Below are 25,877 nucleotides of genomic sequence, written 5' to 3'. Positions count from 1 at the left end.
AGTTGACCGGCAGTCAAGGCGAGGACGGACACCCGTGGGTGCTGACCAGGTGCGCCGTCTGGGCCCGTGGGCTCAGACGAGGGCGGTGGCGAGCAGGGTGAAGGCGGCGATGATGACGGCGACGCGGACGTAGTGGTAGCGGTCCCAGCGGCGCAGTTGCTGCTTCCAGTCGGCGGGCCGGTTCTCGGGGGTCCAGGTCTTGTTTCGGTTGTTGATCGGGACGAGCAGCAGCATCGACATGACCACGCTGACGATCAGCAGTCCGGCGGCGGTGACGACGAGTCCGGCGCCGTGGTGGTGCCATCCGGCGACGGCCCAGATCGCGCTGAGGACGAGCGAGCCGATGTACCAGAACGGCATCAGGGCGCCGAGCATCCGGCCGCCGTGGGCGTGGCCGAGCTGGCCGCTGTCCTCGGGAAGCGCGTTGAGGATCCGGTTCATGATGAAGGCGACGGAGAACTCCACCCCCACCATCAGGCCGACGATCACGGTGGTGAAGACCTCGAGTGCGTTGAGCATGATGCCCCCTCCAGGGATCTAGCATTGCTAGCTGATGAGGCAATGCTAGTACTGCTGCCGCTCGATTGTCTAGCGGTGCTAGGATCGATTTATGTCGGTACAGGAACGCAAGGAGCGCGAACGGGCGGAGCGCGAGCGCCTCATCGTGGCGACGGCCCGCGAACTCGCCGAGCAGCAGGGCTGGGACGCGGTCACCACCCGTCGGCTCGCCGAGCGCATCGAATACAGTCAGCCCGTCCTCTACAGCCACTTCCGCGGTAAGCGCGAGATCATCGGCGCCGTCGCCCTCCAGGGCGCCACCGAGATGGCCGCGGCGATGCGGGCCGCGACCTCCGTCGCGGACGACCCGCGCGCCCGGGTCACCGCCCTGGCCCGCGCCTACCTCGACTTCGCCGAGCGCAACCCGGCGGTCTACGACGCCTTGTTCCAGCTCGACGGCGGCCTGGCGTACGCGCAGGAGGACACCCCCGAGCCGCTGAAGGACGCCTTCGCCGCCCTGCTGGAAACTCTCGACGAGGTCGCCGGGGAGGGCATCGACCCGGGGCTGTTCACCGAGGTGTTCTGGGCGGCCCTGCACGGGCTCGCCACCCTGACCCGAGCGGGCCGCCTGCTGCCCGAGGACGCCGAGCCGAGAGTGGAGCTGCTGGTGGACCGCCTCGCCATCCTCTGACACACCATCCCGGCGGTCGGTCGGGGCCTTTCGGTCGACCTGGCGGTGGGGCGCCGCCCTATGCGCGGCAGCGGACACTGGGCCCGATGTCTGGGCTGGTCGTCGTTGCCGCCGTGGTGGCCGGTGAATGACGAGGCGCGCTACTCGCAGACTGTCCAGCCGGGAGGGAGCGGTCGGCGACCACACAGCGCATTGGGGCGCCTACGTTCGGCTGAGCTCGCGTTTCCCCCAAAGCGCCGCGCGGCTACCGCACTATGTGGATTGAGCAAACAGTCCCAGGTCAGGCCCCTGCGCATGCGGCAGGAGGCCTGCCGCGGGAGCGGTCCGTCACGCCATGTTCGGCCGGCAGTGCGCCAGGTGAGAATGAGGCAAGAACTATGGGCGTGATGGCATGAATGGAGTCCGGCAGGCCTACTCGGATTGGCATGGATGTGCACATGGCCTGGGAATGGGAGCCCGACGGCATGGCCGCGGGTGACTTCGACAGCGTGGAGGCCGCGGCCGTGAGCCTGGCCGATTCCGCACGCCGCATGTACAACCGCTACCAGTACGCGCAGCGGGACGCCATGCTGTCATGCGTCATCCCTCTGCAGAACCGCATGCGCTCCGACGGTGCCGCGGCTGTCGCCGCCGGTCAGAGTTGGTCCAGCCGGTGCGGCGGGGTACGGGTGTCTCTTTCGCCACGCCGCTCCCACAGGCCCCCCTAGTTCCGAGAAGTCCCCCGGACGAGCCCGTCAGAAGACTGCCGCGCGAATCCTGCCGCCGTGCCCGTTCGCGACGTTCTATCCGGGCCCACCAAATGTGCAGGCCATGGGCGGTGCCACTGCCCAGAAGGCCTGCCTGCGTTCGCCGTAGCGGGACGATTGCCTGTGGTCAGGCGAAGGTGACGGCGACCATGGCGAGGACGGAGCCGGCGAAGACGATGGTGTTGCGCACGTAGGTCTGTGCCCGCACCCAGTCCGGGAAGGCGTCTTCCGCGGCCTTCAGGAACGGGCCTACCTCAATGCGAGCCAGCTCCGGGTCGCCCTTGCGGCCAAAAGCCGCTTCGACGGACTTCACCGCGGTGAGGTTGCTGTAGACGATGCCCACGTTCATCAGCAAGACCAAGGAGCAGAATATCCAGGTCAGCAGCCGGGCCGACTCCATCCCGGCGCCGTTCATCACGGCGAGGGCGGTCATCACCATGGCGACGGTCGCCGGGGCCGCGGTCTCGTGACCGCCGGCGTCGAAGCGGAGCTTGTTCTCCTCCAGCACCTCCGGGCGAACACCCTGCCGCCGCAGTTCCGCCACAGCCGCGGCCTTGGCAGCCGGGCCGTAGCGGTGGCGCACCAGCGGGATGCTGACGAAGGCGGCGGCGACCAGCAACTGCATGACCGCGGCAAGGCTGTTCATGGATCCCTCTCTGAATTGCACTTAGTTCAGTCAGCGGACGAGCACGACGGTAGCCCGTCACTTGAACACCGTGCAAGGCTCTTCTTGAACTTAGTGCAAGCAATGCCTACGGTGAGGCCATGGAACGCGACACGCTCACTCGCGATCAGAGCGTCCGCACCGCCATCGAACTGCTCGGCCTTGAAGGGCTGAACATGCGTGCCCTCGGCGCGCGCCTCAACTCCCCAGCCACCGCGGTGTACTGGCACGTCGAGAACAAGGACAACCTGCTCCTGCTCGCCACCGACCATGTGTGGGGTGAACTCGACCTACCAGACCTCGACAGCGCCGATTGGCGCGCCACGGCCACCGCTATGGCCACTGACCTGTACCGGATGTTCCTGCGCCGTCCCTGGCTGGTGCAGGCATTCGCCGCGCTACGGCGAGAACAAAGCCCGCCATGACGACCACAGCCTCGCCCTGCAGGAGACCGCCGGCTTCACCGCCGCCGAAGCTGCTGTCAGGTGATCTGCGCACTCGCGGAGCCGGCCGACCGGGAAATGCGCGCTGAGTCGTCCGCGACCGAAGGTCGGCCGATCCTGTGGGCAGCTCGTCTGTCTCCGCACGGCCACTACGTGCTCACCTACCGGGCCCCAGCCCTGCTCACGAGCCGCACCAGGGCCCGGCGGACGACGAAACGCTGGTCGAGCTGCGGCCGTCGGAGATGGACGCACTGCGCGCGCATATGAGGATCGGGGCGCTGCTGCGTGTGCCGCCGGCCGAAGGCCTGGCGGAGCGGGTGCGTACGGCTTGCTGTGACCGAGCCGGAAACCGATGGCCGCTGTGCTTGAACTCCGAGCACATCGAGTCGGTGGCCTACGCCTTCCACCTGCGCTCGATGGGCGGTTCTGTCACGGAAGCGAACAGGTTTGCTCGCGAGTACGGCGTCGCCTTCCGCTCGGACCGGTCGACGAACAGTCTGCGGTTGACCCGGCTGCGCTGACCCCGGACACTCCTGGTCCGGTTCGTCGGATCGGGGCGCGCTCGCCGTGTTGCGCGTCGGCACCGCTGCCGCGCCGAACTCGGGGTCGGGAGTCGTCGGAGTCGCCGATGTGATCGAAGCCGCGCAGCAGCGGCGTGGGCTCTTGGGCCCAGCCACACAGCGTGCACGGCCGTGTCGCCGGGTTCTCTGCACCGTCCAGGGCTCGGTCCAGATCGAGCAAAGGCGCGTCCTTGGCGCCTCCCCGCAGTCCCGCGCATGCAGGACACCCTGAGCAGGACCACGGCCGTTGCCCACTGTGGCCCAACGAGTTGGTAGGGGGGTCCGCGTCGTGCCGAGCGATCGCGGCGCGAGCCTGCTCCGCTGTATGGCCTTGCTGCTGCATGGGCTTGCTGCAGGGCGCGCCGGCACGCCTCACAGCAGGACGACGCAGCCGCGCCGCTCCAGCTGGTCCAGGAGCGCCGGGGAAGGAGAGCAGGCATTCCAGCGCAGGTCCAGTTTCTCCAATGCGGGCATGTCGATGATCCATTCCGGGAGCCGCGTGAGGTGATTGCTCCGTACGTCGACCTGCCGCAGGAGGGGCAGGGCGGCGATCGCCTCGGGGAGTTCGGCGAGCGCGTTCTCCCGCAGATCCAGGTGGCGCAGCGCGTGGAGGGAGGCCGTGGACGACGGCAGGTCGGTGATCGCGTTGCCCCGGAGCCAGAGCTCCCTCAGATCGCGGAGGGAGCCGATCGAATCGGGCAGTGAGACCAGCTGGTTGTGCTGCGCCCTGAGTTCGATCAGTCCGGTCATATGGCCGAGGGTCTCGGGCAGGGCAGTGATCCGGTTCTCGCCGACGTTGAGGTAGCGCAGCCGGGTGAGGTCGCCCAGGGCGTCGGGGATCTCGGTCAGGTCGTTGTCATGCAGGTAGAGGAAGCTGCTCAGGCCGGTCAGTTGCCCGAGCTCTGCGGGCAGCGTGGTGAGCCGGTTGTGGCCGAGATCCAGGGTGGTCAGCTGTCGTAGCCCGCCGATCTCGGGCGGGAGATGCGTCAGTCCGTTGTCCGCGAGGATCAGTACGTCGAGGTCGGTGCGTTCCCAGACCGACGAGGGTACTTCGCCCAACTGCCGACGCCAGAGGTTCAGCGTGTGCGCCATGGTGTGGTTCCTTCGCCGGGATTTACGCACGGTCCGGTGTTGCGGGTAGAGCAGCAGGTCACCCTGGAAGAGTTCGACTTCACCGCCTCCTCGAAACTGCCCGCAGCCCAGATCCGAGACCGGGGAGCCCCGCGCCGGCTTCACGCGGGCCAGTCGGTCATCCTCTTCGGCCCGGTCGGCGTCGGCAAGACCCACATCACCCAGGCCCTCGGCCACTTCGTCGTCCGCGAGGGCGTCCAAGTCCGCTTCGCCAAGACCAGCCGCATCCTCGCCGACCTCGCTGGCGGTCACGCGGACCGCACCTGGGAAAAACGGATCCGCGAACTCGTCCGACCGACCCGACGTCCTCATCCTCGACGACTTTGCCATGCGTCAGCTCTCCACGGCTCAGGCGGACGACCTCTATGAACTCGTCTCCGAACGACAGGACCGGTCCCTGATCATCACCCGTGACCAGGCGCCAGCGACTGGTGCCCCCTCTTCCCTGACCCGGTCGTCGCCGAGTCCCTCCTGGACCGGCTCATCGATACCAGCCACCAGGCATCGTGAACGGCCCGAGCTACCGCCCCAACAAGCCCGCCAAACAACCGTACTGACAAACCCTCGATCACATGACCCGGATCAGTCCCACCAGTTGAACATCAGCTCGCCGACCGTGCTGGGACGCCAGTAACGCACCTGTTTCAGCTCTGCTTCGGCGAGCTCGCTGGTGTCAGCCTCGGCCAACGGCGTGCGCAGTTCTTCGACGTCCAGCGGCCGGAACCCGCCCAGCTCAAACGTCCCCGCCCACGCCGGTGGGGGTGTGAAGTCCGCCAGAGGCACACCAGTGAGCGGAGGGCTTGCCACAAAGGCAACGACCGGGAGCACCTCATGGCACAAGACGGTCGACCGAATGTCTGGACTGGTGATCAGAGCCGTATGGAAATTCGGCGTGATTCCGGCTGGGGCCACTTCGCCGACCGTGCCCCGAATTGACCGGGCCACCGCATGGCAGGTGGTCTTGAAGGCCACGAAGTCCACCTGCGGCAACGGGCCATCGCCATGCCCCCGGAACCCGGTGGCTCCCCGCACGACACCGATCAACGTACGACTCAACTTTCACTTGGCCGGCAGGTCCGCTGACAAGGATGCCACGCGACCGAGCCGAGTGATCACGCGACGATTCTGCCACCCGCCGGAGTCCTCTCGAAGGCCCGCTTCAGTTCCGAGGAGGCGCTCTGGCTCACAGCCATCCGCGACGTGCGGCCTGCCAGGCGAGTTGCATCCGGGTCGCCGCGCCGGCGCGTTCCATCATGGCCTGGATCCGGCGCTGGACGGTCCGCCGGCTCAGCTGCATCTGTGAGGCGATCGCCTTGTCGGCGACTCCGGCCACCAGCAGGGACAACAGCTTGCGGTCGATGGGGGAGAGCGCATCGGACGGCCCGGCTCCGTCCGTCCCCGAGATGGCGCCGGCACCGTCCACGTTCAGGGGGACGGCGTCCTCCCAGTAGCGCTCGAACAGAGCGATCAGGGCCGCGAGCAGATTGCTGTCCCGGACCAGTGCGGTGGTGGGCTCCTCCGGGCTGCCGTGCGGCCCACCCGCCACGAGGGGGAAGATGGCGACGGAGCGGTCGGCGATCGCCAGGCGCAGCGGCAGGTGCGGCACGGCTCGGGCGACCTCCCCGGCCCGCACACCAGTGACCACGTTGTCCACGGCTCCTTCGTCCTCGAAGAACGCCTTCTCGTACAGCACCCGGTAGCGTACGCCCCGGGCCAACGCCTGGAACTCCTCGGCGTTGCTGCCCGACGGCATGGCAACGTACTGAGCCTTGCAGAACCAGAGCATCTCGTCCTGCGCGCCGGCCTGGATCTGCCTCAGGTGCTGACGCAGGGCCTCCGCCCCGGTGATGACCTCGAGCAATTGGCCGGCGTCGTGCCTGCGCATCGTGTCCCGGTAGGACTCGATCAGACGGGCGGCCTCGAATTGGGCCAGCTCCAGCGCGTCGGCGCTGCGCTTGAGCCGGGGCAGAAGCGCCACGTCCGGGGGAGCCGCCCGGAACACCCGGGGTGTGCCGTCGGTGTGGCTTGCCAGGCCCTTGGAGGCCAGTGAGCCGAGAATCCGCGCGGCGTCCGCGTGGGGCAGACCGGCACGCTGGGCCAGGTCCGCCGTGGTGGCCCGGCCGGACGTGACGAGCAGTCGGTAGACGGCCTCCTCCTCGGGCGAGACGCCGGCGACCTCCAGCACCACGAACGCCCTCCCCGGATCCTCCGCCTCGACAGTTGAATACCGTACTACATCGGAGAGGTGGAGCAAGGGGGCGCACGACAGGCCGCACGCCCCCAGGCAGTGGCCCCTAACGCTGCAGGGCGTAGGCGCGCTGCACCGTCTGACGCACCGTGTTCCCGGCGGCGTCGCGAGCCGTGACGCGCAGGGTCACCCAGGCGACGGCGGCCGACTGCGACGGCCCGGCGACCCTGGCCCGGAAGGCGTTGTGGCCGCGGTCGGTCACCTCGGCCGTCCACCAGGTGCGCCCGTCGTCGTAGGAGGCCTCGACACGGATGGTCACTCCATGCGGGGCGGAGAGCCCGTCCTGGGCGCGGACGTGGACGCCGATGGTGTGGGTACGTCCGGCACGCAGTGTGTTGTGCGCGTCGACCGGCACCTGATAGTCGAACTGGAGGAGCGGCAACGGCGTGGCCGTGTCCGTCCGGGCCGACGCGAAGGACCAGGAGGTGGCGGTGGCGAACGCCGTACTTCCAGTCCGGCAGGTTCCGCGACGTCGTCAGCTCCAGTCGGTACCGGGCCGCATCGGCGGGCACCTCCATGTCCGTCCAGGCGCTGTCCGTCTCGATGAGCTTGTGGCCGTCGCGGTAGAGCACGGCGCTCGTGGTGTCGCCGGCCTGGTTCACGCCGGACACCCCGATTCCGCCGCCGTCGCCTTGCTCGGCCCGCGACCAGTGTCCGGACTGCGCGTCCGTGAACTCGGGAATCCTCAGCCGCAGCACGTTGCCCTCGCGCACGGTCGGGGTGGTGGTTCCGATCGGGATGGACGGCCGCACGACGGCACCCTGCCACGTCTCGGCCGGCTGCGCTCCGGCCCGGTACGTCCGCGGGGTGTCACGCATCCCGACGGCGAGCGGCATGTCGACGTCGAACGTCCTCGTGTGGTGCACGAGGTGCTGCCACGTGGCGTCCCCGGCACTGACGTACTCGGTACGCGTGAAGCCGGTCGGGACGAACCGGGTGTACTGCAGCCAGGCCGTGTTCTGGTACGGCCGCCAGCCGAAGCGCTGCTCGCTCGCCCAGCCGGCACCGCCGTTGTCCGCGTACGTGCTCCGTACGACCGCGCTGTTCCGCTCGGAGACGGTGTACAGGACATGCTGGGGGATCTGCTGCGCGGACACCTGCATCACGTCGTACAGGTACGGGCTGCGTGCGGTGCCCGAGAAGGTGACCGAGGTGGAGCGGCGGGCGATCCGTGCCAGGAGGTCGGCTCCCGCGCGCGAGCCGATGCGCACGGTCGGCACGGCCCAGCGCTCGCCCTGCGGGTCCCAGCGGGTCCATCCGCTGTCGCCGAAGTGGACGAGCATGACGGCGCGGACTCCGGCCGCCCGCCAGGCGCGCCCGTCCTGGTCGGCGACCTCATCGTCTGGTTCGAGGAAGGCGTAGGGGCGGAGGAGCAGTTGGATGTGGATCGGTTCACCGCCCGCCGGGTCGAGTGCGTAGCCCTGGTCTTCGAATTCGGGGTCATGGGTTTCGCCCTGTCGCAGAAGTTCCAGGCAGGACGCAGGCCGCGGCAGCATCCCGGTCACCAGAGGCGGATCGAAGTGATGGACCGCCAGGACGTGCACCACGGTCGGGGGGATTCCCACTCGACAAGGCCCGACTTCAGCGTGGCCCCCACTGGTTCAGTGCAGAAGATCTCCCAGTCGTGGGCCTCGGACGTTGGAAGCGCCCTCTGGCCGTTCCACCTGAAGTTTTTCGCCTGCGGGTCCACCTCCAACCACGGCCACCTTACGGAGACGTGGAAGCGAGAGATCTCGGTGACCGCGGTCTCGGTGAATGGACACTCCAGCTCCAGCACATCATCCGGCCGAAACCGGAGGCCGCTGTTGTCCGCACCCTGCCCGTCTGCCTCGAACCCTGCCGCGCCCTACCTGCAAGACCGGTCCTTCAGGACCGGGTCAAGTTGACAGGACAGCGGCTTGTCGCCGGTAGTGGCTGGTGCGTGACCGCTCGTGATGGCGGCGACGCCAGTCGGACCAGCCGATCCGGTGGGCCGTGTCATGGAGAGGCTGGAAGCCAGACGTGAGCTATCTCATATAACCGATATAGCGGACATCAGACCGGTCGCGGCTGCGCAGGAGGCAACCCGACACGCAAAGGTCCCGCCGCCACCTGGGCTGAAGCCGTGCGGCAACCAGGCCGGCACGCGCGCCCTCGATGAGTCGCCCAGGCCGTGCGGGATCCACTCGGCATGGACATAGGGCCGCGAATCGGATGAAGCAGTGACAAGGCACACAGGGGCAATCCCTTGCCACATGGACGGCCTCGTTGTGGGATCGGCAGTCAACGGCCGAGCGTGGTCTAGTCCACTACGAGGAGCATCTATGCGCAGGATTCATGCGCGACGGCGCACTCCGGTCGCCGCAGCCTGGGTCACCAGTCTCACCAGTTTCGCAGCGATAACAACACTTTTGTCTGGTTCCGTCGCCGTCGCAGCACCCGTGCAACCGGCGCAAGAAGTCAAGCCCGTGCCGGCGGCCGGGCAGCAGTCGAAGAGCGCGCCCGGCAGTCTGATGACCACTGCGCAGTGCCGGGAGAAGTGGGGGTTCGACTGCTACAACGCGCTCCAGTACCGGCAGGCGTACAACCTGAACCCGCTGTACAAGGCAGGAGTGACCGGCAAGGGGCGCACGATCGTCATCGTGGATCCGTTCGGCTCGCCGACCATCCAGAAGGACCTGGATGTCTACAGCGCCCGGTTCGGGATGAAGAGCACCCATGTCGACGTGGTCAAGTGGGGCAACGTTCCGCGCTTCGACCCCAGCGACCCCGACCAGCTCGGCTGGGCCGGGGAGACCACCCTCGACGTGGAGATGGCGCATGCCGTCGCCCCGGACGCGCACATCGTCCTGGCGGAGACCGGGGTCGGCCGGATCGGGGACGGCACCACCGGCCTGCGGGAAGTCATGGACGCCGAGAAGTCGCTCATCGACCGCGGCGTGGGCGATGTGATCAGCCAGAGCTGGGGCGTGGCGGAGAACAACTTCCCCGGCTTCAGCAAGGGTGACTTCTCCAGCATCCAGAACCTGCGGTACGCCTACAAGGACGCGGCCAAGCACGGGGTGACCGTCACCGACGCTTCCGGCGACAGCGGACCCACCGACACCACCTCGAACGGCCAGACCACCTATCCGTACAGGGTCAACGCCTGGCCGACCGACGACCCCCTGGTGGTCTCTGTCGGCGGCACCCAGCTGCACCTGGACGCCAACGGCAACCGCACCGCGCCGGACAGCGTCTACAACGACCACGGCGCCAGCGGCGGCGGCCAGTCCCACGTCTTCGCCCGTCCCTCGTATCAAAACGGGGTGGCCGGCAATCACCGCAGCACCCCGGACGTCTCCATGTCCGCCGCGCTGAAGGGCGGCGGATGGGTGTACTCCAGCTACGACCCCAAGAGGGTCGGCTGGGAGGTCTACGTCGGCACCAGCGAGGCCAGCCCGCTCTTCGCAGGAATCGTGGCCCTGGCCGACCAGGTTGCCGGGCACCGGCTGGGGGACATCCACAAGGCGCTGTACTCGCTGTACGCGAAGTCCTCGTCGAACCCGTCCACCGGGATCGTGGACGTGAAGGACGGCACGAACAACAGCTACGCGGGAGTCACCGGCTACACCGCGGTGAAGGGCTACGACATGGCGACCGGTGTCGGAACGATCGACGCCGCCCGCTTCGTCCCGGCCCTCGCCAAAGCGGGCTGACCGCAACCTGTCCCCGAGGCGCGGGCGCCCGGCGTACCACCGCCGGCCCCGCGCCGGGACGGCGGCTCGTACATCTACACGTAGACGTACGCCGCCGGAAGGTGAAGGACCTGGCCGCGTCGCTTCGGCTGCCTGCGCTGTCGCAGGTGGAGTCGCGTGAATTCGGCCAATTTGCGGGCGGGGCCTTCCGTGCCCGGACGGTGGAGATCACCTTTCTCGGCCATACCGGTGAGACGATCGGCGGCGCGCTTTGCCACCACATGGACGAGCTTCTCGACGATCCCGGACCGACCAGGCGTGTCTGCGTCAGAGTGCTCGTGCCGGATTTCGGGCAGCCCACGACTGTCCCGTCCCGCGTGGGGCCGAACGGTGCCTTCAGTGGGTCGCTTCGTCCATGAGCACCTGCAGCAGGCCGACCGCCGGCCCGCCGGCGGTCGATCATGTCGCGTATGTCCGCCAGGCCCACGGCGGCCGCGCAGCCCTGGCAGAGCGTCGGCTGCTCAGACGGGCGGCAAAGGCGTTGGCGGCTGCAGTCCGACTGCACCGAGGGCACGACTCCTCGCGGATCATGGCAAGGTGGGCGTGACCCACCCGGTCCATGCCCGCAACAAGGGTCCTGTCGGGCCCCTTCCTCACTGCCCGGCGTGCAGGGTGGTCGACCATGGCGGGCAGGCCCTCGCCGCCGGCCGATGACCACGGTGGTCGAGGGATGTCCCGATGGCCCGGGAGCCTGACGGAGCGGAGATCACCACACCGGCCACCCCCGCGCCGATGCCGGCGGACGCTCCCGTGCGGGACGGGTGGCACTCGCGCCCGTTGGTGGTCGGCGGTGCGGTGCTCACCGGCCGGGCGCTCCCATGCGCAGGCCGTCCATGACGAGGTCGAGGAGCCTGGTGGCGCGGGCCCGCCAGTCGTCGCGAGGGTCGAGCTGCCACAGGCCCGCGATAGCGAGGAGGAAATCGTCGCCAGTGACGCCGGAACGGATGGTGCCGGCTTGTTCGTTGGCGCGGAGCAGCAGGTTCGCCGCGTCGATCACCGGCGCGGGGGCCGGCTTCGCCGGACTGCCTGGCGCGCTGGTGACCTGCCGGATCGCGTCGGCCAGGCCGGCCTTGGTCATCGCGAACTCCGAAAGCCGGTCCATCCAGGCGCGCAGGGCCTGCGCGGGCGGCCGGGTCCGGAGCAGGTGGGCGGCACTGTCGGCGACCTGCTGCATCTCGTGCCGGTAGATCTCCAGGACGAGTGCCTCGCGGCTGGGGAAGTTGCGGTAGAAGGTGCCCTGGCCGACGCCGGCCTTCTTGGCGATCGCGCTCAGCGGCGTGTCCGCGCAGCGGGACAACTCGGCGAGTGCCACCTCCAGGATGCGTTCGCGGTTGCGCTGGGCGTCCGAGCGCCGGGGTGCGTCGTTCATCTGCGGCACTCGTCCTCCCTGAGGGTTCGTGGCCGAACCTCGCCCTTGCTAACCGGACAGCTGTCCGTTACGTTTTCCAGTTAACGGACAGCTGTCCGGTTGTTGTCCACGATAGCTGCGGACGCGTCCCTGTGGCAGTCCGCGGTCCCCTTCGGTTCCAGCACCACAGCATCGCCGCTTCCACCTCCGTGGCACAGTGCACACACCCTGCGCACCCGCCCGGTACCCCCGTTGCTGAAACGCCCCATCTGCCCTGGAAATGCGAAAGAAGCTGCTCATGGCCTCATCGACGTCCAGTGTCATCACCCTGAACATCAACGGCGAGAAGTACACACTGCCCGTCGACCACCGCACCACCCTGCTCGACGCACTGCGCGAGCGCCTCGCGCTGACCGGCTCAAAAAAGGGCTGTGACCAGGGACAGTGCGGCGCCTGCACGGTCCTGCTGGACGGCCGCCGGGCCGTGTCCTGCCTGCAACTGGCCGTGGCGGCCGAGGGCCGGGAGATCACCACCATCGAAGGCGTCGCCGAGGGCGATCAGCTGCATCCCGTGCAGCAGGCGTTCCTCGACCTGGACGGTTTCCAGTGCGGCTACTGCACTCCGGGACAGATCTGCTCGGCGATCGGGATGATCCAGGAGCACGCGGCGGGCTGGCCCAGCGCCGTCACCGACGACATCCGGCCCGAGGCCGGACCACCGCCGCTGACCGCCGAAGAGATCCGCGAGCGCATGAGCGGAAATCTGTGCCGGTGCAGCGCCTACGTCTCGATCGTCGAGGCCGTGGCCCAGGCGGCCGAGGCGCAGCCGGACGCGGGGCGCGCGGGCCTCGGGACGCAGCCGAAGGAGGCCGTGGCATGAGGGAGTTCGACTATCGGCGCGCGTCCGACATCGCCGGTGCCGTCGCGCTGCTCGGCGCCGATCCGGACACCCGCTTCCTTGGCGGCGGCACCAACCTCGTCGACCTCATGAAGGCCGGCGTCGAACGCCCTGCCCGGCTCGTCGACATCCGCGAACTGCCGCTGGATCAGATCGAGCCGACACCGGAGGGCGGCCTGCGCATCGGCGCCACTGTCACCAACGGCGACCTGGCCGCGCACCCCGAGGTCCGCCGCCGCTACCCGGCGCTGGCCCAGGCGGTGCTGGCCGGCGCCTCCGGACAGCTGCGCAACATGGCCACGGTCGGCGGGAACCTGCTCCAGCGCACCCGCTGCGGCTACTTCACCGACGTCACCAGGCCCTGCAACAAGCGTGTCCCGGGCAGCGGTTGCCCCGCCGTCGAGGGCGAGCACCGCAACCACGCGATCCTGGGCGCGTCGGAGAACTGCATCGCCGTACACCCCTCCGACATGGCCGTCGCGCTCGCCGCCTTCGACGCGGTCGTCCACTTCGAGACCGCCGACGGGTCGGGCGAGGCGCCCCTGGCGGACTTCTACCTGCCCGTCGGCGACACCCCGCACCACGAGACCGCCCTGCCGCCGGGCGCCCTGATCACCGGCGTCGTCCTGCCGCCCGCCCCGGTCGGCGCCAACTCCCGCTACCGCAAGGTGCGCGAGCGCGCCTCGTACGCGTTCGCCATCGGCTCGCTCGCGGCCGCGCTCGACGTGAGGGACGGCGTTGTACGCGACGCGCGCCTGGCCTTCGGCGCCGTCGCCTCCCGGCCCTGGCGGGCCCTCGCCGCCGAACGCGTCCTGATCGGCGCAGCGGCCGACGCCAAGACCTACGCCGCCGCGGCGGACGCCGAACTGGCGGCGGCACGGCCACTGCCCCACAACGGATACAAGGTGACCCTCATGCGCAACCTCGTCGTGGCCGAGCTCACCCGACTCGCACAGGAGGCCGCCCGATGACCACCGTCACCACCGCGACACACGCGCAGGCGCCTTCCGTCGGCACCGCCCACACCCGCGTGGAGGGCAGGGACAAGGTCACCGGCGCGGCCCGCTACGCCGGAGAGATCCCCTTCGCCGACCTCGCGCACGGCTGGCTGGTGCTCTCCACGGTCGCCCGTGGCCGCATCCGCGCCATCGACAGCGACCCCGTCCTCGCCATGCCGGGCGTCCTCGCCGTCCTGGACCACCGCAACGCCCTGCGCGTGAACACCGACTACACCGGTCTGCTGGGCATGAAGCCGGACCCGACCTGTGCCGTCTTCCAGCACGACCGGGTGCCGCATCTGGGCTGGCCGGTGGCGCTGGTCGTGGCCGAGACGTCCGAGCAGGCCAGGGAGGCCGCCGACGCGCTCGTGGTGACATACGAACAGGAGCCCCACGACATCGGCTTCTCCGCGGGCCACCCGGGCGCCTACCCGGTGGACGGGCACATGCCGGCGGTGACGGAGAAGGGCGACCTGGACGCTGAACTGGCCGCGTCGGCCTTCGTCGTGGACGCCGAGTACCACACCCCCGAAGAGCACCACAACCCGATGGAGCCGCATGCGGCGACCGCCCACTGGGACGGCGGCCGGCTCGAGGTGGTCGACTCCAACCAGGGTGCCACCTGGGTCATCGGCGAACTTGCCAACCTCTTCTCGCTCGACCCGGCGTCGGTGCGGGTGCGCTCCGAGCACGTCGGCGGCGGGTTCGGCAGCAAAGGCGTACGGGCCCACCAGGTGGCCGCCGTCATGGCCGCGACCGTCCTGCAGCGCCCAGTGCGAGTCGTCCTGACCCGCCGTCAGATGTTCTCGCTGGCCGGCTACCGCAGTCCCACCATCCAGCGGGTCAGGCTCGGCGCCGACGCCGAGGGCCGGCTGCGCGCGCTGGAGCACAGCTCCCTCAGCCTCACCTCCACCGTGCACGAGTTCGTCGAGCCGAGCGCCGGAGTGGCACGGGTGATGTACGACGCCGACGCCCACCACACCGCCAACCGCGTGGTCCGGCTCGACGTGCCCACCCCGACGTTCATGCGGGCCCCGGGTGAGGCGCCGGGCTCCTTCGCTCTGGAGGCGGCGCTCGACGAACTCGCCGAGAAGGGCGGCATCGACCCGGTCGAGCTGAGGCTGCGCAACGACCCCGAGCGGGGGCCGGTGTCCGGCCTGCCGTTCGCCGGCCGCAACATGGCCGCCTGCTTCCGGGAGGGCGCCCGCAGGTTCGGCTGGGCGGACCGGGATCCGCGCCCCGGCCTGCGCCGGGACGGCCGCTGGCTGCTCGGCACCGGCACCGCGGCGGCGTCCTTCCCCGCGGGCGCGGCGCCCTCCACGGCGACCGTGACCGCGCACCCGGACGGCGGCTTCACCGTGCGGATCGCCGCGGCCGACATCGGCACCGGCGCCCGTACCGCGCTCACCCTGGTCGCCGCCGACGCGCTGGGCGTGCCCCCGGAGAGGGTCCGCGTCCGCATCGGCGACAGCGACTTCGGACCGGCGATGATCGCCGGCGGTTCCATGGGCACCCGCTCCTGGTCCTGGGCGGTCACGGCCGCGGCCGAGGAACTGCGCGACAGGCTGGGCCTGGGCGCCGACATCCCCCCGGAGGGCATTACGGTGCGCTCGGACACCACCGAGGCCGTCGGCGCTCTCGCGCCCGCCGAACGCCACTCCTTCGGAGCCCAGTTCGCCGAGGTCGCCGTGGACGTGACCACCGGCGAGGTGCGCGTGCGGCGCATGCTCGGAATCTTCGCGGCGGGCCGGATCGTCAACCCGCTCACCGCGCGCAGCCAGCTCGTGGGCGGCATGATCTGGGGCATCTCCATGGCGCTGCACGAGGAGGCCGTACGGGACCGCGCCTCGGGCGGTCCCGTCGGCGCCGATCTCGCGGGCTACCACGTGGCCACCCACGCCGACGTCCCGCACGTCGAGGCGGACTGGATCGACGACACCGACCCGAACGACCCGGTCGGCATCAAGGGCATCGGCGAGGTCGGCATCGTGGGCGCCGCGGCAGCCATCGCCAACGCGGTCTGGCATGCGACCGGCGTGCGCCACCGCGCCCTGCCCATCCGGCCGGACCGGGTCCTGACCGCGGCAGCGGGAGTGCTTGATGCTTGACCTGGCCGAGGAACTGGACCGGTGGATCGAGGAGGGGCGGGAGTTCGCCGTCGCCACCGTAGTGGCCGTCGGCGGCAGCGCACCGCGCGGTCCCGGCGCCGCCCTCGCCGTGGACGGTGCGGGCACCGTCATCGGCTCGGTCTCCGGCGGCTGCGTCGAGGGCGCGGTGTACGACCTGTGCCTGGAGGCGCTGCGCACCAAGGAGAGCGTGCTCGAACGGTTCGGCTACAGCGACGAGGACGCCTTCGCCGTCGGACTGACCTGCGGCGGCACGATCGAGGTGCTGGTCACGCCGGTGTCCGGCCAGGCGCCCGCCCGGGCGGTCATCGCGGCTGCCGTGGCGGCCGCCGCCCAGGGCCGGCCGGCGGCCCTCGCCCGGGTCGCCCGCGGCCCGGCCGAACTCCTGGGCCGGGCCCTGCTCGTGCGGCACGACGGCACACACGAGGGCAATCTCGGCGGCCACCCGGACCTGGACCGCACGGCGGCGGCCGAGGCCCGCGCCCTGCTGGAGGCGGGCCGCACCGGCACGGTGGAGATCTCCGCGGACGGCTCGCACTGCCCCGGCGGCCTCACCCTGCTGGTCGAGGCGAACGTGCCGCCACCGCGCCTGATCATCTTCGGTGCGGTGGACTTCGCCTCGGCGCTGGCGAGAGCCGGCAAGTTCCTCGGCTACCACGTGACCGTGTGCGACGCCCGCCCGGTCTTCGCCACCCGGGCCCGCTTCCCCGACGCCGACGAGATCGTCGTCGACTGGCCGCACCGCTACCTGCGGCGCACCGGAACCGACGCCCGCACGGTCCTGTGCGTCCTCACCCACGACGCGAAGTTCGACGTGCCGCTGCTCAAGCTGGCCCTCGGCATGCCGGTCGCGTTCGTCGGCGCGATGGGCTCGCGCCGTACCCACGAGGACCGCAACCGGCGTCTGCGCGCCGAAGGCGTGAGCGCGCGGGAGCTGGCCAAACTGCGCTCTCCGATCGGCCTCGACCTCGGCGCCCGTACGCCCGAGGAGACCGCCCTGTCGATCGCGGCGGAGATCGTCGCCGCCAGACGGGGCGGCACCGGCGTACCGCTGACCGGCTCCCGGACACCGATCCACCGCGACCTTCAGACCGCCGGAGCGACGGGGGGATGAGCAATCGACCGATGAATTACCAGATGATCGATTCCAGGGTTGGTGGTCGTAGCGATTCCGGACCGGAGGGGTGGCGCGGCCCCATAGGCTGAGCTCCCGTCCGCACTGTCTGGGGGAGTAATGACCAGTAGGTTCACTGAGTTGGTTGTCGACTGTCACGATCCGGAGCGGCTGGCGGCCTTCTGGTGCGCGGTCCTGGGCTTCAAGGTGATCGACCGGAGCGAGGGCAAGGTCGAGATCGGTTCCTGGGAGCCGACCGTCGAGGAGGTTCGGGCCCGCCAGATGCCGCCCACCCTGCTCTTTATCCGGGTGCCCGAGGGCAAGACCGTGAAGAACCGGCTCCACCTGGACGTCAGCCCGATCGACGGCAGTACCGACGACGAGGTGGCCAGGCTGCTTGGCCTTGGCGCCGCCAAGGTGGACGTGGGCCAGGGCTCTGGCCGGAACTGGGTGGTCATGGCCGATCCCGAGGGCAACGAGTTCGACGTCGTGCGCTCCCTGGCACCGTCCCATTAGATGATCACTCCCAAGGATTGGTGGTCGTAGGCGGTCAGGGAGCGCAGGACGGGCTGTCCGCTCTGGTCGTTGTGCCAAATGGCGGTGGTCAGCGTGAGGATGCGCTGCATCATGCGGGCGACTACGCCGGCGGGTGTGCGGCCGTGGTGCTGTTCGAGGTTGAGCTGGCCCTCAAAAGGACTTCCCCTGTCCGTGCTCGGTGGCGATGCGTTCGATGTCGGAGGGTGTCCCGGTCGGCGGGCCAGTACCACCACGTGGCGCGCCGCGGCCGCTCGACGTCGGCGTCGTCAAAGCGCTGGCGGATCGGTCGGGCCGGGTTGCCGCCGACGATCGTGTAGGGCGGGACGTCGACGGTGACCACGGGGCCGGCCGCGATGATGGTGCCGTCGCCAATCCGTAGGCCGGGCATGACGGTCGCCCGGTACCCGAACCAGACGTCGTTGCCGACGACCGTGTCGCCGCGGCTGGGCATGGCGGTGACGATGTCCAGCGTCCGCTCGGCCCACCGGCCGCCGAACACGGTGAACGGGTACGTCGACACCCCCATCGTCGGGTGCTCGGCGCCGGCCATCAGGAACGTGGTTCCCGAGGCGATCGCGCAGTACTTGCCGATGACGAGACGCTCCGGCCCGAAGGCGTAGAGGACGTTGCGGTGCTCGAAGTCCGTGGCGCCGTCCGGGTCGTCGTCATACGTGTACTCGCCCACGGTGATGTTCGGTGAGGTGACCGGCGGGTTGAGGAACACCACGCGTTCGTGGGCGGGCAGCGGGTGCACAGTGGTCGGGTCAGGGGACAAGGCCGGGATCTTTGCGTGGTTGCGGGATGTCGCACACGGCCCTGGCGGGGCGTCGCCGGGCCAGGGCCGGATCACCCCGGCCAGGTGGTGCTTCAGGTGTTCGCGGGGCTGGGCGGGTTTCCCACTCGATGAACTGGAGATCACGCCGCTGGGGTCGGTGACCTGGAAGTAGCGTTCGCCCATGGGTCCTCGGCAGCGGCATGGTGATGTCGACGCCCTCGGCGCGCAGCCGCTTCGCCCGGCCAAGGCGGTTGTCATGGTCAACGGCTGTTCACGGATGCCTCGTTCGAGGTGGTGACCGCATCTGGATCGGTGGAACGATGCGGCGCCGCGGAGCCTTGCGCGGGCTTGGACCTTGCCAGCCACAGGCCGGTGAACACGGCGGTGGCCAAGGTGACGGTGCCGGCAGCGAGGAAGGCGCTGTTGAGGCCGGTCTCGAAGGAGGCGCCGCCGGATTGCCGGGTGCGGACGATGGCTCCGAGTGCCGCGACGCCGAGCACCGCGCCGATCTGCCGGGTGGTGCTGCTGATGCCTGATGCGAGGCCGCCTTCGTGCGGGCTGACTGCTTGGATGGCGGCGCCTGTCAGAGGGGACATGGCCAGGGCGAAGCCGATGCCGGCGAGTCCCAGCCGCCACCACACGTTCCCGTAGCCGGTGTCGGCGTGCACCATACCGAGCGTCAGCAGTCCTAGGCCGGCCAGCGCCAGGCCGGTGGTAACCACGATGCGGAAGCCATACCGGGCGGCGAGCCGGCCCGCGTACGGGCTGACGATCACCATGGCGAGGGATACCGGCAGGGTCTGCAGGCCGGCGCGCAGGATCGAGCTGCCCTGGACGTACACGAAGTACTGGGATAAGAAGAACGACGAACCCATGAGCGCGAACCCCACCACGACCATGGCGGTGTTGGACACGGTGAACAGGCGCTGCCGGAACAGCCGCAGCGGCAGCACCGGAGCGGGGCGACGTGCTTCGACGGCGACGAAGGCGGCGAGGAGGATCACCGCGGCGGTGAAGCTGCCCAGGATGACCGGTGAGGTCCAGCCGCGGGCACCACCCTCGATCAGCCCGTAGGTCAGTACCCCCACCGCCAGAACGGACAGCATCGTGCCCGGGATGTCGATCGCGGGGGCGCTCGGATTGCGGGACTCGCCGAGGTGGCGGAGGCCGACCAGCAGCAGGACCACGCCGATGGGCAGATTGACCAGGAAGATGGCGGGCCAGCCGAAGGCTTCTGTCAGCACGCCGCCAGCCACGGGGCCTGCGGCCAGACCGATTCCGCTGAATCCGGCCCACAGCCCGATCGCCTTGATTCGTTCTTGCGGCACGGGATGGGCGGCGGCGAGCAGGGCGAGCGAGGCAGGGCTGAGCGCCGCGGCCCCGATGCCCTGCAGCACCCGGCCGGCGACCAGCCAGCCGAGCGAGGGTGCGAGGCTGCACAGCAGCGACGCGGCGGTGAACACCGCCACGCCGGTCAGGTACACCCGCTTGCGGCCGAACCGGTCGGCGAAGACACCGCCGGACAGCAGCAGCATGGCGACCAGCAGTACGTACGCGTCGACGATCCATTGCAGACCGGTCAACTGAGTGTGCAGCCGGTGCTGCATATCGGGCAGCGCCGCTCCGACAATCGTGTTGTCGAGCAGGACCATGAACTGGCCTAGGCAGCTCACCGTGAGCAGCACGGCCCGGCTTGATCGACTGCCTACGGTCGCATGCGATGCAGCCATGAGGATCCCCCTCGATCGGTAGTTGCGCCCCGCCGCGGTCGACGCGGTTGGCGATACGCCAGAGCGCTCTAAAGCAGTCAGCGACTGCGTTAGGTGACTATAAGAAGGGTTGCCTCACAAACGCAAGTCCTGACTGCGTTAAGGTGGGGTGCATGAACGAACGACAGCGAGCCCGGCGTCCCGGCGGGCGCAGTGCCCGCGTCGGCGCGCAGGTGCACCAGGCCGTCACCGACCTGATCAGCGAGCGCGGCTACGGCAACTTCACCGTCGGTGAGGTCGCAGCCCGCGCAGGCGTAGCCGACAGCAGCATCTACCGCCGGTGGGGCAGCCTGGAAACCCTGCTCACCGACGTGGCGCTCACCCGCCTCAATGCGCAGTCGCCGATGCCCGACACCGGGAGCCTGGCCGGCGACCTGCGCACTTACGCGGCCAACGTGGCCCGCGAGATCACCGGACCTGACGGCCCGGCGGTGCTGCACCTAGCCGTCGCTCTGTCGAGCAACGGTCAGCAGGGCCTGCAGGCTCGTGACGACCTCCGTGCCGAACGCATGCGGCAACTGCAGTCCATGCTCGATCGCGCCCGCGACCGTGGCGAGCGCGCACCCGACGTGCTCGACGTGCTGGACCACATCCTGGCCCCGATGTATATCCGCGTCTTGTTCGGCATGGGCCCTCTTACCCCGGACTACATCGACGGGCTGGTCGAGCGATTGCTGTGACCACAACTCGGTCCCCGATCAGCCCTCGGCCGCGGTGCCACGGCACCGTGAGGTGCTCGCCGACACGCGCCCGGCCTGCTCGGCATCCGGCCCTTGGCTGGCTCACGCGGCCTGGCTGAATCCGTCGGTCGGCGGGCCGTCGCCGCGGATCGGGGTGAAGTCGACGTCCATGCGTGGGTCGTAGGCGTCGGGTTCGTCGGCGAGCTCGTGGGTGGAGCAACGCTGATGGCGCCACGAGCGGCGGTTCGTCGCTACTGGATCACATCGTCCGGGAAGGTGCCCGACGGATGCTTGCCGCCGCGCTGGAGACGGAAGTCAACGCCCATATAGGCGAGTTGATCGACGAGCGAGACGAGTGCCGGGCGGCGGCTCGCGGTTCGTAACGGCTGTCACCAGCCACGGGAGGTCACTACCGCGGCCGACCTGGTCGAAGTGAAAGCGCCGCGGGTGAACGCCAAGCGTGTCGATGCCCAGACGGGTGAGCGCAAGCGATTCTTCTCGGCGATCCTGCCGCCCTGGTGCTGCAAGTCCCCCAAGATCCAAGAGCGGGGCCAACTCGTCGAACGTCCCAGCGCCGTGGCAGCATGATCGGCTTCAGTCAAGTGCCCAGGGAGGCATCCGTCATGTCCGGCTTCGACAGCCAGGTCTCCTACTGGGACGCCGCCGCTGCCACGAAGACGTTCACCCACCCGCTGCATCTGCCCTGGCTCAACGGGATCGGCAGGCAGGCCGCGATCCTCGACTACGGATGCGGCTACGGCCGCATCATGGAGGCGCTCGAACGGCACGGCTTCGACGACCTCACGGGGGCCGACACCTCGCCAGGAATGATCGAACGGGCACGTTACCTGCACCCCACCATGCGCTTTGCAGCCCTGGATGGACCACCGGTCTTGCCTTACCCGGACGCGGGCTTCGACGCGGTCCTGCTCTTCGCCGTCCTGACGTGTGTCCCCGGCGATGAAGCCCAACACCGATTGATCGCCGAGCTGAACCGCGTTCTCAAGCCCGGCGGGATCCTCTACATCAGCGACCTTCTGCTGCAAGGCGACGAACGCAACCGCAGCCGCTACAGCCGCTATGCCGATCGCTACGGCGGTTATGGCGTGTTCGAAACCGGCGACGGTGCGGTCTGTCGCCATCACTCCCGCGAGTGGCTCTCCACCCTGCTCGCCGGGTTCGAAACCGTCGACACCCGGAACATCACGGTGGCCACCATGAACGGGCATGAGTCAACGGGGATCCAGATCCTGGCCCGCAAGCCCACGCTGACGTGAGCACAGCTTAGATCCACCGATATTGACTGTAACTCACCATGGACGCGCACCGGCGGCGCCGGTGCCGTAGCCGACGCCGTCGTCGTGCATACAGCGCTGAAGACGGTTCAGCTCGGCAGGTTGCGGGCTTCCTCGATCTCCCTGCGGAGCTGAGCTTCCCGCTCTGTCTTGCGCGTCTTCGCACGCAGGACGCGCTCGGGGTCGCTGTTGTACCAGAACCCGAAGGTGGCGATCGAGAACAGGGCAACCACAGGTATGTATGGGACGTACCAGTGGCCGGTCCTCAGCTTGTGAGTGACGACGAGCGTGACGGCGCAAAGCACAGGCATGGCGAACCACTGCAGCATCAGCTTCGGTCTGGGTCTGGGCGACATGCGCGCCACTGTACGGGGCCTCGGAGACGGCGCTCCGAGGGCCTCCCCACCAGTCGGAAGCGCCGACCGGCAACACCCGTTTCGCACTGCGATCACCATCAGCACAGATAACTCAGAGGGGGAGTGAGCAGGCGCTCGGCGGGTGCCCAGCCGAGCGCCTGCTGAACTGCCGCCGGCCAGGCCCCCCGGAGCTCGACCAGATCGCCTTCGATCACGCCCCGGCCGACCTCAAGGCCTTCGAAGGCCCCCACGCCGACTACCTCGAACCCCTCGTCGACCGCTACGCGCGGCGGCCGATCCCCGCTGTCGGCGCGGGCGGTGTGTGAGGCGATGGACGTGGAGATCGCTCCCAGCCACATCAACAACATCCGTCTGAAGCTCCAGCGGCTCGCCGAGCGGGGGAACCTGGCCGAGACCGAGCAGGGGCTGTTCACCCTGCCCCGGCCGCAGCCCTCCCGCGGGCCGCAATCAGCCTGCTCAGCCCAACCGAAAGGCCAGCCCGGGCATCACCTCAAGTGCCGCGCTGTGGGGGCGCTCGGTCGCGCCGATGAGCGGACACGTCTGCCAGCCCGCCGAGAAAACCCGTTGCGAGTGGCCCGCAACGGATGTCTGATTGATCGGCCACCGATGAGGGAGGGAACATGAGGACGTCGCTGCCCACCCCCTCGTTGCTCACCGCTCGCCTTCGACTGCGTGCCTTCGACGACGCGGATGCGAACAACCTCTTCGCACTGCACAGCAGCGCCCACATCCTGCGTTACTGGGACGCGCCACCGTGGACCGAACGCTCGCGCGCCGAGAAGTTCATCACGGCTTGCCGGCAGATGGCACAGGAGGGCAGCGGGGCGCGGCTGGCCGTGGATCGTGTCTCCGACGGGGCGTTCATCGGCTGGTGCAGCCTGAGCAGGTGGAATCCGGACTACCGCAGCGCGTCGCTCGGATACTGCTACGACGACGCGGCGTGGGGCCACGGCTACGCGACCGAGGCCGCGCGCGCTCTGCTGCGGTGGGCATTCGACACGCTGGACCTCAATCGCGTCCAAGCTGAGACCGATACGCGCAACGTGGCTTCTGCCCGCGTGCTCGAGAAGCTCGGCTTCGTGAGGGAAGGGACGTTGCGGGAAGACTGCGTCGTCAACGGCGAGGTCTCTGACTCGTGGGTCTACGGGCTGATCAGGCGGGAGTGGCGGCCGTCGTCCGAGCCGGTTCCCGCCCACTGAGTTCCGTCGCTCGGCACCCGGTATCGGCTCACCCCAAGCAACCGATCACTGCGCCTCATCCACACACAACGGCGAACCGGGCAAAGGTCACGTGCCGCCCCTTCGACTCGGCGCCGGCGCCCGGAGTTCGGCTGCATACGTGCCGGTTGCTCTCCACCAGCACCCAACGATCCTCTGCCGTGCTGTCCTTGACGCTCATCGACGTGCTGGTGTCGAGGGCAGTGCGAGCCGCCTTTACCGACTTTCCCTTGGAGTTCGGCATCGTGCCTGCGGCCGCCGGTGGCACCGTGTGGTCCTTGGCGGGGCAGGCTTCTTCCAGTTTGACCGTGCCGAAGTCCAGGGGGTGTCGGTCGGCACCATCGTGGCGGCGGCTGTGTTGTGGCTGCAGACCTTCCAGTTCCGGTCGAAGGCCTGCCTTCGGCCGCGGTCCAGGGCATCGTGCGACGTCAGCGAGGAGAAGTCTTGGCTCTGGGCGGCATCCTGCGCTGCCACCTTAAGAACTGGCGGATCCTCACCAAGCTTCCGCACCGACCCCGCTCGAGCCACCCCACCTCCTGCGCGGCTTACTCGTGCCGACGACCCTCGAAGCCATTACCGACAATTGATCTGTGCCGCAGGTAGCCAACGACCGGCACAAGCACCCGGAACAGCGTCACCGGGCCGGGATCGGCTGGGTGATGTTCAGCGGGTTGCCGTCGGGGTCCTGGATGTGGGCGACGCGCTGTCCCCACGGCATGTCGTTGGGGCCGCTGCGGACCGAGCCGCCCAGCGCCTCCACCCGGCCGAGCGTCTCGTCGACGTCGTCGACACCGATGCTGAGCAGGATCCGCGGTGCCGCCCCGGTCCCCGGGTTTTCCTTGGCCACGAGCCCGAGGTCGGTGTCGCCGATGCGCAAGCCGAGGTAGAAGGCCGGGCCTTCCGCCGGCACTCGGAAGATCTCTTCGGCGCCGAACAATTTCGTATAGAAGCCGAGCAGGACGTCGTGGTCGGCAGTCAGGATCACTGGCTGGATGGTGGACATGGCACTCCTGTCGAGAACGGTCGTGTCGCTGGGTAGACCGTTCGAGGACGGTGAACTCATCGGCAAACCGCCCCGCCAGACGATCTAGACCCCAGACTGCCGTCCGTGATCGGTACGAGCAGCCCGAAACGGAGTCACCTCTCTGCTGAACAGCCACTTCAAGATGGCGCAGCCTCATTGACCGGTGTCAACGCCTCTGGATCAATCCGCCGATGGTCGCCATGTTCCGCAGTTGGGCGGACGCGCTCAGTTCCAGCGACTCGGAGATCGCGGGATACAGGGCGCGGACCATGGGGTGAGCGGCAGCTTCGGCCATCCGCACCAGCGCACCGATCCGCAGTCCACCACCCTCGGTCGCTCTGACCTCCCGCAGCGGCAGGCCGCTGATGTCGACCAGGCCTTCGGGGCGCTCCACGGTCTCGCGCAAGAGGTCGACCAGGGTGGTGCCCCGGCGATGTAACGGCCGCCTCGGCGACCGGCGTCGAGGGCCTCACGAGTGTCGGAGGCACGGGTGTAGGAGAAGGGATACATGGCGGCCGCACCACTACTTCCTGCGCGCGGTCTGCTCGACCGCGCGCACGATCTTCAAGTAGCAGCCGCAGCGGCAGGTGTTGCCGCTCATCCACTCCCGGATCTCCTCCGGGGAGCCCGTGTGGCCCTCCTTGATGCACCCGACGCCGTACATGATCTGGCCGGGGTGCAGTAGCCGCACTGGAAGGTTCAGTGCAGATCCGACTGGACCTCGGTCAGTCGATGCCTTCGACGATGCGGAAGTCGCGCTCGACGCCGTCGGAGAGGGCGACCAGCGCCTCCTGGTAGGCCGCACTCTCGTGCGCCGCGACGGCCTGCTCGAAGCTGTCGAACTCGACCAGGACGGTGCGCTCGGCGATTCCGGCGTCGTACGCCACGACCCGACCGCCGCGGACGATGGTCCGACCGCCCCCGGCCGCGACGGCCGGAGCGGCCAGCTTGTTGTAAGCAGCCAGCTTCTCAAGGTCTGAAATGGTGCGGTAGACGCTGACCCAGTAGCCCTTGGGCATGGA

29 protein-coding genes and 4 pseudogenes are annotated in these 25,877 nt (G+C 69.2%); 17 read left to right on the top strand and 16 right to left on the bottom strand.

Annotated elements, in window-relative coordinates; genetic code table 11:
• Positions 1-72: 72 nt before the first annotated feature.
• Positions 73-519, bottom strand: a complete 447-nt coding sequence (locus ACQPXS_RS02075) for a DUF1772 domain-containing protein (protein ID WP_356318481.1) — start codon at positions 517-519, stop codon at positions 73-75.
• A gap of 91 nt (positions 520-610) precedes the next feature.
• On the opposite strand from ACQPXS_RS02075, the gene ACQPXS_RS02070 reads away from it, so the two are divergent.
• Both ACQPXS_RS02070 and ACQPXS_RS02065 read left to right on the top strand, forming a co-directional pair.
• On the top strand, positions 611-1,189 hold the full coding sequence (locus ACQPXS_RS02070) for a TetR/AcrR family transcriptional regulator (RefSeq protein ID WP_433446342.1): 579 nt from the start codon (positions 611-613) through the stop codon (positions 1,187-1,189).
• Positions 1,190-1,626: 437 nt separating this feature from the next.
• Entirely contained in the window at positions 1,627-1,896 is a 270-nt protein-coding gene (locus ACQPXS_RS02065; protein WP_433446340.1) for a hypothetical protein, read from the top strand.
• A 166-nt stretch (positions 1,897-2,062) separates the two neighbouring features.
• Here ACQPXS_RS02065 and ACQPXS_RS02060 read toward each other — a convergent pair whose 3' ends face one another.
• Positions 2,063-2,581, bottom strand: coding sequence for a hypothetical protein (locus ACQPXS_RS02060; RefSeq protein ID WP_433446338.1), 519 nt, complete (start codon positions 2,579-2,581; stop codon positions 2,063-2,065).
• A gap of 119 nt (positions 2,582-2,700) precedes the next feature.
• Between ACQPXS_RS02060 and ACQPXS_RS02055 the strand changes: the two genes are divergently transcribed.
• Positions 2,701-3,024 (top strand): TetR/AcrR family transcriptional regulator, encoded by a 324-nt coding sequence (locus ACQPXS_RS02055; RefSeq protein WP_433446336.1) that lies wholly within the window; start codon positions 2,701-2,703, stop codon positions 3,022-3,024.
• 137 nt (positions 3,025-3,161) lie between these two features.
• Positions 3,162-3,563, top strand: a complete 402-nt coding sequence (locus ACQPXS_RS02050; protein WP_433446334.1) for a DUF6417 family protein — start codon at positions 3,162-3,164, stop codon at positions 3,561-3,563.
• 411 nt (positions 3,564-3,974) lie between these two features.
• On the opposite strand, the gene ACQPXS_RS02045 is transcribed toward ACQPXS_RS02050, so the two are convergent.
• Positions 3,975-4,694 (bottom strand): leucine-rich repeat domain-containing protein, encoded by a 720-nt coding sequence (locus tag ACQPXS_RS02045; protein WP_433446332.1) that lies wholly within the window; start codon positions 4,692-4,694, stop codon positions 3,975-3,977.
• 39 nt (positions 4,695-4,733) lie between these two features.
• On the opposite strand from ACQPXS_RS02045, the gene ACQPXS_RS02040 reads away from it, so the two are divergent.
• The gene (locus ACQPXS_RS02040; RefSeq protein WP_433446330.1) at positions 4,734-5,102 is read left to right on the top strand and encodes an ATP-binding protein; all 369 of its coding nucleotides are present in this window, start codon (positions 4,734-4,736) and stop codon (positions 5,100-5,102) included.
• A gap of 213 nt (positions 5,103-5,315) precedes the next feature.
• On the opposite strand, the gene ACQPXS_RS02035 is transcribed toward ACQPXS_RS02040, so the two are convergent.
• The 3 genes from ACQPXS_RS02035 to ACQPXS_RS02025 form a co-directional block, all read right to left on the bottom strand.
• A complete protein-coding gene (locus ACQPXS_RS02035) occupies positions 5,316-5,705 on the bottom strand; it encodes a hypothetical protein (RefSeq protein ID WP_433446328.1) in 390 nt (129 codons plus the stop codon).
• Between the two features lie 211 nt (positions 5,706-5,916).
• Positions 5,917-6,921, bottom strand: a complete 1,005-nt coding sequence (locus tag ACQPXS_RS02030) for a helix-turn-helix domain-containing protein (protein WP_433446326.1) — start codon at positions 6,919-6,921, stop codon at positions 5,917-5,919.
• A gap of 106 nt (positions 6,922-7,027) precedes the next feature.
• Positions 7,028-7,363 (bottom strand): hypothetical protein, encoded by a 336-nt coding sequence (locus ACQPXS_RS02025; RefSeq protein WP_433446324.1) that lies wholly within the window; start codon positions 7,361-7,363, stop codon positions 7,028-7,030.
• Between the two features lie 497 nt (positions 7,364-7,860).
• Here ACQPXS_RS02025 and ACQPXS_RS02020 point away from each other — a divergent pair, with 497 nt between their 5' ends.
• The 3 genes from ACQPXS_RS02020 to ACQPXS_RS02010 all read left to right on the top strand — a co-directional run bounded on the left by ACQPXS_RS02020 (position 7,861) and on the right by ACQPXS_RS02010 (position 11,056).
• Positions 7,861-8,343, top strand: a complete 483-nt coding sequence (locus tag ACQPXS_RS02020; protein ID WP_433446322.1) for a hypothetical protein — start codon at positions 7,861-7,863, stop codon at positions 8,341-8,343.
• 1,085 nt (positions 8,344-9,428) lie between these two features.
• Positions 9,429-10,658, top strand: coding sequence for a S53 family peptidase (locus tag ACQPXS_RS02015; RefSeq protein ID WP_433446320.1), 1,230 nt, complete (start codon positions 9,429-9,431; stop codon positions 10,656-10,658).
• 101 nt (positions 10,659-10,759) lie between these two features.
• Positions 10,760-11,056 (top strand): hypothetical protein, encoded by a 297-nt coding sequence (locus tag ACQPXS_RS02010; protein WP_433446318.1) that lies wholly within the window; start codon positions 10,760-10,762, stop codon positions 11,054-11,056.
• Positions 11,057-11,496: 440 nt separating this feature from the next.
• On the opposite strand, the gene ACQPXS_RS02005 is transcribed toward ACQPXS_RS02010, so the two are convergent.
• The gene (locus ACQPXS_RS02005; RefSeq protein ID WP_433446316.1) at positions 11,497-12,066 is read right to left on the bottom strand and encodes a TetR/AcrR family transcriptional regulator; all 570 of its coding nucleotides are present in this window, start codon (positions 12,064-12,066) and stop codon (positions 11,497-11,499) included.
• Positions 12,067-12,343: 277 nt separating this feature from the next.
• Here ACQPXS_RS02005 and ACQPXS_RS02000 point away from each other — a divergent pair, with 277 nt between their 5' ends.
• The 5 genes from ACQPXS_RS02000 (at position 12,344) to ACQPXS_RS01980 (ending at position 17,697) form a co-directional block, all read left to right on the top strand.
• On the top strand, positions 12,344-12,925 hold the full coding sequence (locus ACQPXS_RS02000; protein ID WP_433446314.1) for a (2Fe-2S)-binding protein: 582 nt from the start codon (positions 12,344-12,346) through the stop codon (positions 12,923-12,925).
• Positions 12,922-13,914: an FAD binding domain-containing protein gene (locus tag ACQPXS_RS01995; protein WP_433446313.1), complete on the top strand. Its 993-nt coding sequence runs from the start codon at positions 12,922-12,924 to the stop codon at positions 13,912-13,914. The genes ACQPXS_RS02000 and ACQPXS_RS01995 overlap by 4 nt, the downstream gene beginning before the upstream one ends.
• Positions 13,911-16,049, top strand: coding sequence for a xanthine dehydrogenase family protein molybdopterin-binding subunit (locus ACQPXS_RS01990; protein ID WP_433446312.1), 2,139 nt, complete (start codon positions 13,911-13,913; stop codon positions 16,047-16,049). The genes ACQPXS_RS01995 and ACQPXS_RS01990 overlap by 4 nt, the downstream gene beginning before the upstream one ends.
• Positions 16,042-17,181 carry an XdhC family protein gene (locus ACQPXS_RS01985; protein ID WP_433446310.1) on the top strand — a complete coding sequence of 380 codons (1,140 nt, stop codon included), beginning with the start codon at positions 16,042-16,044 and terminating at the stop codon, positions 17,179-17,181. The genes ACQPXS_RS01990 and ACQPXS_RS01985 overlap by 8 nt, the downstream gene beginning before the upstream one ends.
• Positions 17,182-17,301: 120 nt before the next feature.
• A complete protein-coding gene (locus ACQPXS_RS01980) occupies positions 17,302-17,697 on the top strand; it encodes a VOC family protein (RefSeq protein ID WP_433446308.1) in 396 nt (131 codons plus the stop codon).
• Here ACQPXS_RS01980 and ACQPXS_RS01975 read toward each other — a convergent pair.
• The 3 genes and pseudogenes from ACQPXS_RS01975 to ACQPXS_RS01965 all read right to left on the bottom strand — a co-directional run.
• Positions 17,694-17,873 (bottom strand): annotated as a pseudogene (locus tag ACQPXS_RS01975) (hypothetical protein); the annotation flags it as partial. The gene ACQPXS_RS01980 and the pseudogene ACQPXS_RS01975 overlap by 4 nt on opposite strands.
• A complete protein-coding gene (locus ACQPXS_RS01970) occupies positions 17,819-18,493 on the bottom strand; it encodes a CatB-related O-acetyltransferase (RefSeq protein WP_433455660.1) in 675 nt (224 codons plus the stop codon). The gene ACQPXS_RS01970 and the pseudogene ACQPXS_RS01975, both read right to left, overlap by 55 nt.
• A gap of 260 nt (positions 18,494-18,753) precedes the next feature.
• Complete coding sequence (locus tag ACQPXS_RS01965) at positions 18,754-20,223, bottom strand: MFS transporter (protein WP_433446306.1); 1,470 nt, start codon at positions 20,221-20,223, stop codon at positions 18,754-18,756.
• A 152-nt stretch (positions 20,224-20,375) separates the two neighbouring features.
• On the opposite strand from ACQPXS_RS01965, the gene ACQPXS_RS01960 reads away from it, so the two are divergent.
• From ACQPXS_RS01960 to ACQPXS_RS01950, 3 genes and pseudogenes are all read left to right on the top strand, one after another.
• Positions 20,376-20,942, top strand: a complete 567-nt coding sequence (locus ACQPXS_RS01960) for a TetR/AcrR family transcriptional regulator (protein ID WP_433446304.1) — start codon at positions 20,376-20,378, stop codon at positions 20,940-20,942.
• A 173-nt stretch (positions 20,943-21,115) separates the two neighbouring features.
• Positions 21,116-21,482 (top strand): annotated as a pseudogene (locus ACQPXS_RS01955) (hypothetical protein); the annotation flags it as partial.
• Between the two features lie 83 nt (positions 21,483-21,565).
• Positions 21,566-22,219, top strand: coding sequence for a methyltransferase domain-containing protein (locus tag ACQPXS_RS01950; RefSeq protein WP_433446302.1), 654 nt, complete (start codon positions 21,566-21,568; stop codon positions 22,217-22,219).
• 107 nt (positions 22,220-22,326) lie between these two features.
• On the opposite strand, the gene ACQPXS_RS01945 is transcribed toward ACQPXS_RS01950, so the two are convergent.
• Together ACQPXS_RS01945 and ACQPXS_RS01940 are read right to left on the bottom strand one after the other, a co-directional pair.
• Positions 22,327-22,593, bottom strand: coding sequence for a hypothetical protein (locus ACQPXS_RS01945; RefSeq protein ID WP_433446300.1), 267 nt, complete (start codon positions 22,591-22,593; stop codon positions 22,327-22,329).
• A gap of 98 nt (positions 22,594-22,691) precedes the next feature.
• Complete coding sequence (locus tag ACQPXS_RS01940; RefSeq protein ID WP_433446298.1) at positions 22,692-22,961, bottom strand: hypothetical protein; 270 nt, start codon at positions 22,959-22,961, stop codon at positions 22,692-22,694.
• A 273-nt stretch (positions 22,962-23,234) separates the two neighbouring features.
• On the opposite strand from ACQPXS_RS01940, the gene ACQPXS_RS01935 reads away from it, so the two are divergent.
• The gene (locus tag ACQPXS_RS01935; RefSeq protein ID WP_433446296.1) at positions 23,235-23,813 is read left to right on the top strand and encodes a GNAT family N-acetyltransferase; all 579 of its coding nucleotides are present in this window, start codon (positions 23,235-23,237) and stop codon (positions 23,811-23,813) included.
• A gap of 652 nt (positions 23,814-24,465) precedes the next feature.
• On the opposite strand, the gene ACQPXS_RS01930 is transcribed toward ACQPXS_RS01935, so the two are convergent.
• The 4 genes and pseudogenes from ACQPXS_RS01930 to ACQPXS_RS01915 all read right to left on the bottom strand — a co-directional run bounded on the left by ACQPXS_RS01930 (position 24,466) and on the right by ACQPXS_RS01915 (position 25,874).
• Positions 24,466-24,834, bottom strand: coding sequence for a VOC family protein (locus ACQPXS_RS01930; RefSeq protein ID WP_366808804.1), 369 nt, complete (start codon positions 24,832-24,834; stop codon positions 24,466-24,468).
• A gap of 190 nt (positions 24,835-25,024) precedes the next feature.
• A pseudogene (locus ACQPXS_RS01925) lies at positions 25,025-25,365 on the bottom strand (FAD binding domain-containing protein); the annotation flags it as partial.
• Positions 25,366-25,378: 13 nt separating this feature from the next.
• Positions 25,379-25,551 (bottom strand): annotated as a pseudogene (locus ACQPXS_RS01920) (2Fe-2S iron-sulfur cluster-binding protein); the annotation flags it as partial.
• A gap of 29 nt (positions 25,552-25,580) precedes the next feature.
• Positions 25,581-25,874, bottom strand: coding sequence for a DUF1330 domain-containing protein (locus ACQPXS_RS01915; RefSeq protein ID WP_433446294.1), 294 nt, complete (start codon positions 25,872-25,874; stop codon positions 25,581-25,583).
• Between the last annotated feature and the right edge of the window lie 3 nt (positions 25,875-25,877).

The organism is Streptomyces sp. CA-142005, assembly GCF_050942335.1.
GTDB lineage: Bacteria > Actinomycetota > Actinomycetes > Streptomycetales > Streptomycetaceae > Streptomyces.
Note: the sequence above shows the minus strand (reverse complement) of the source record. Positions and strands in the feature narration are given on the sequence as shown.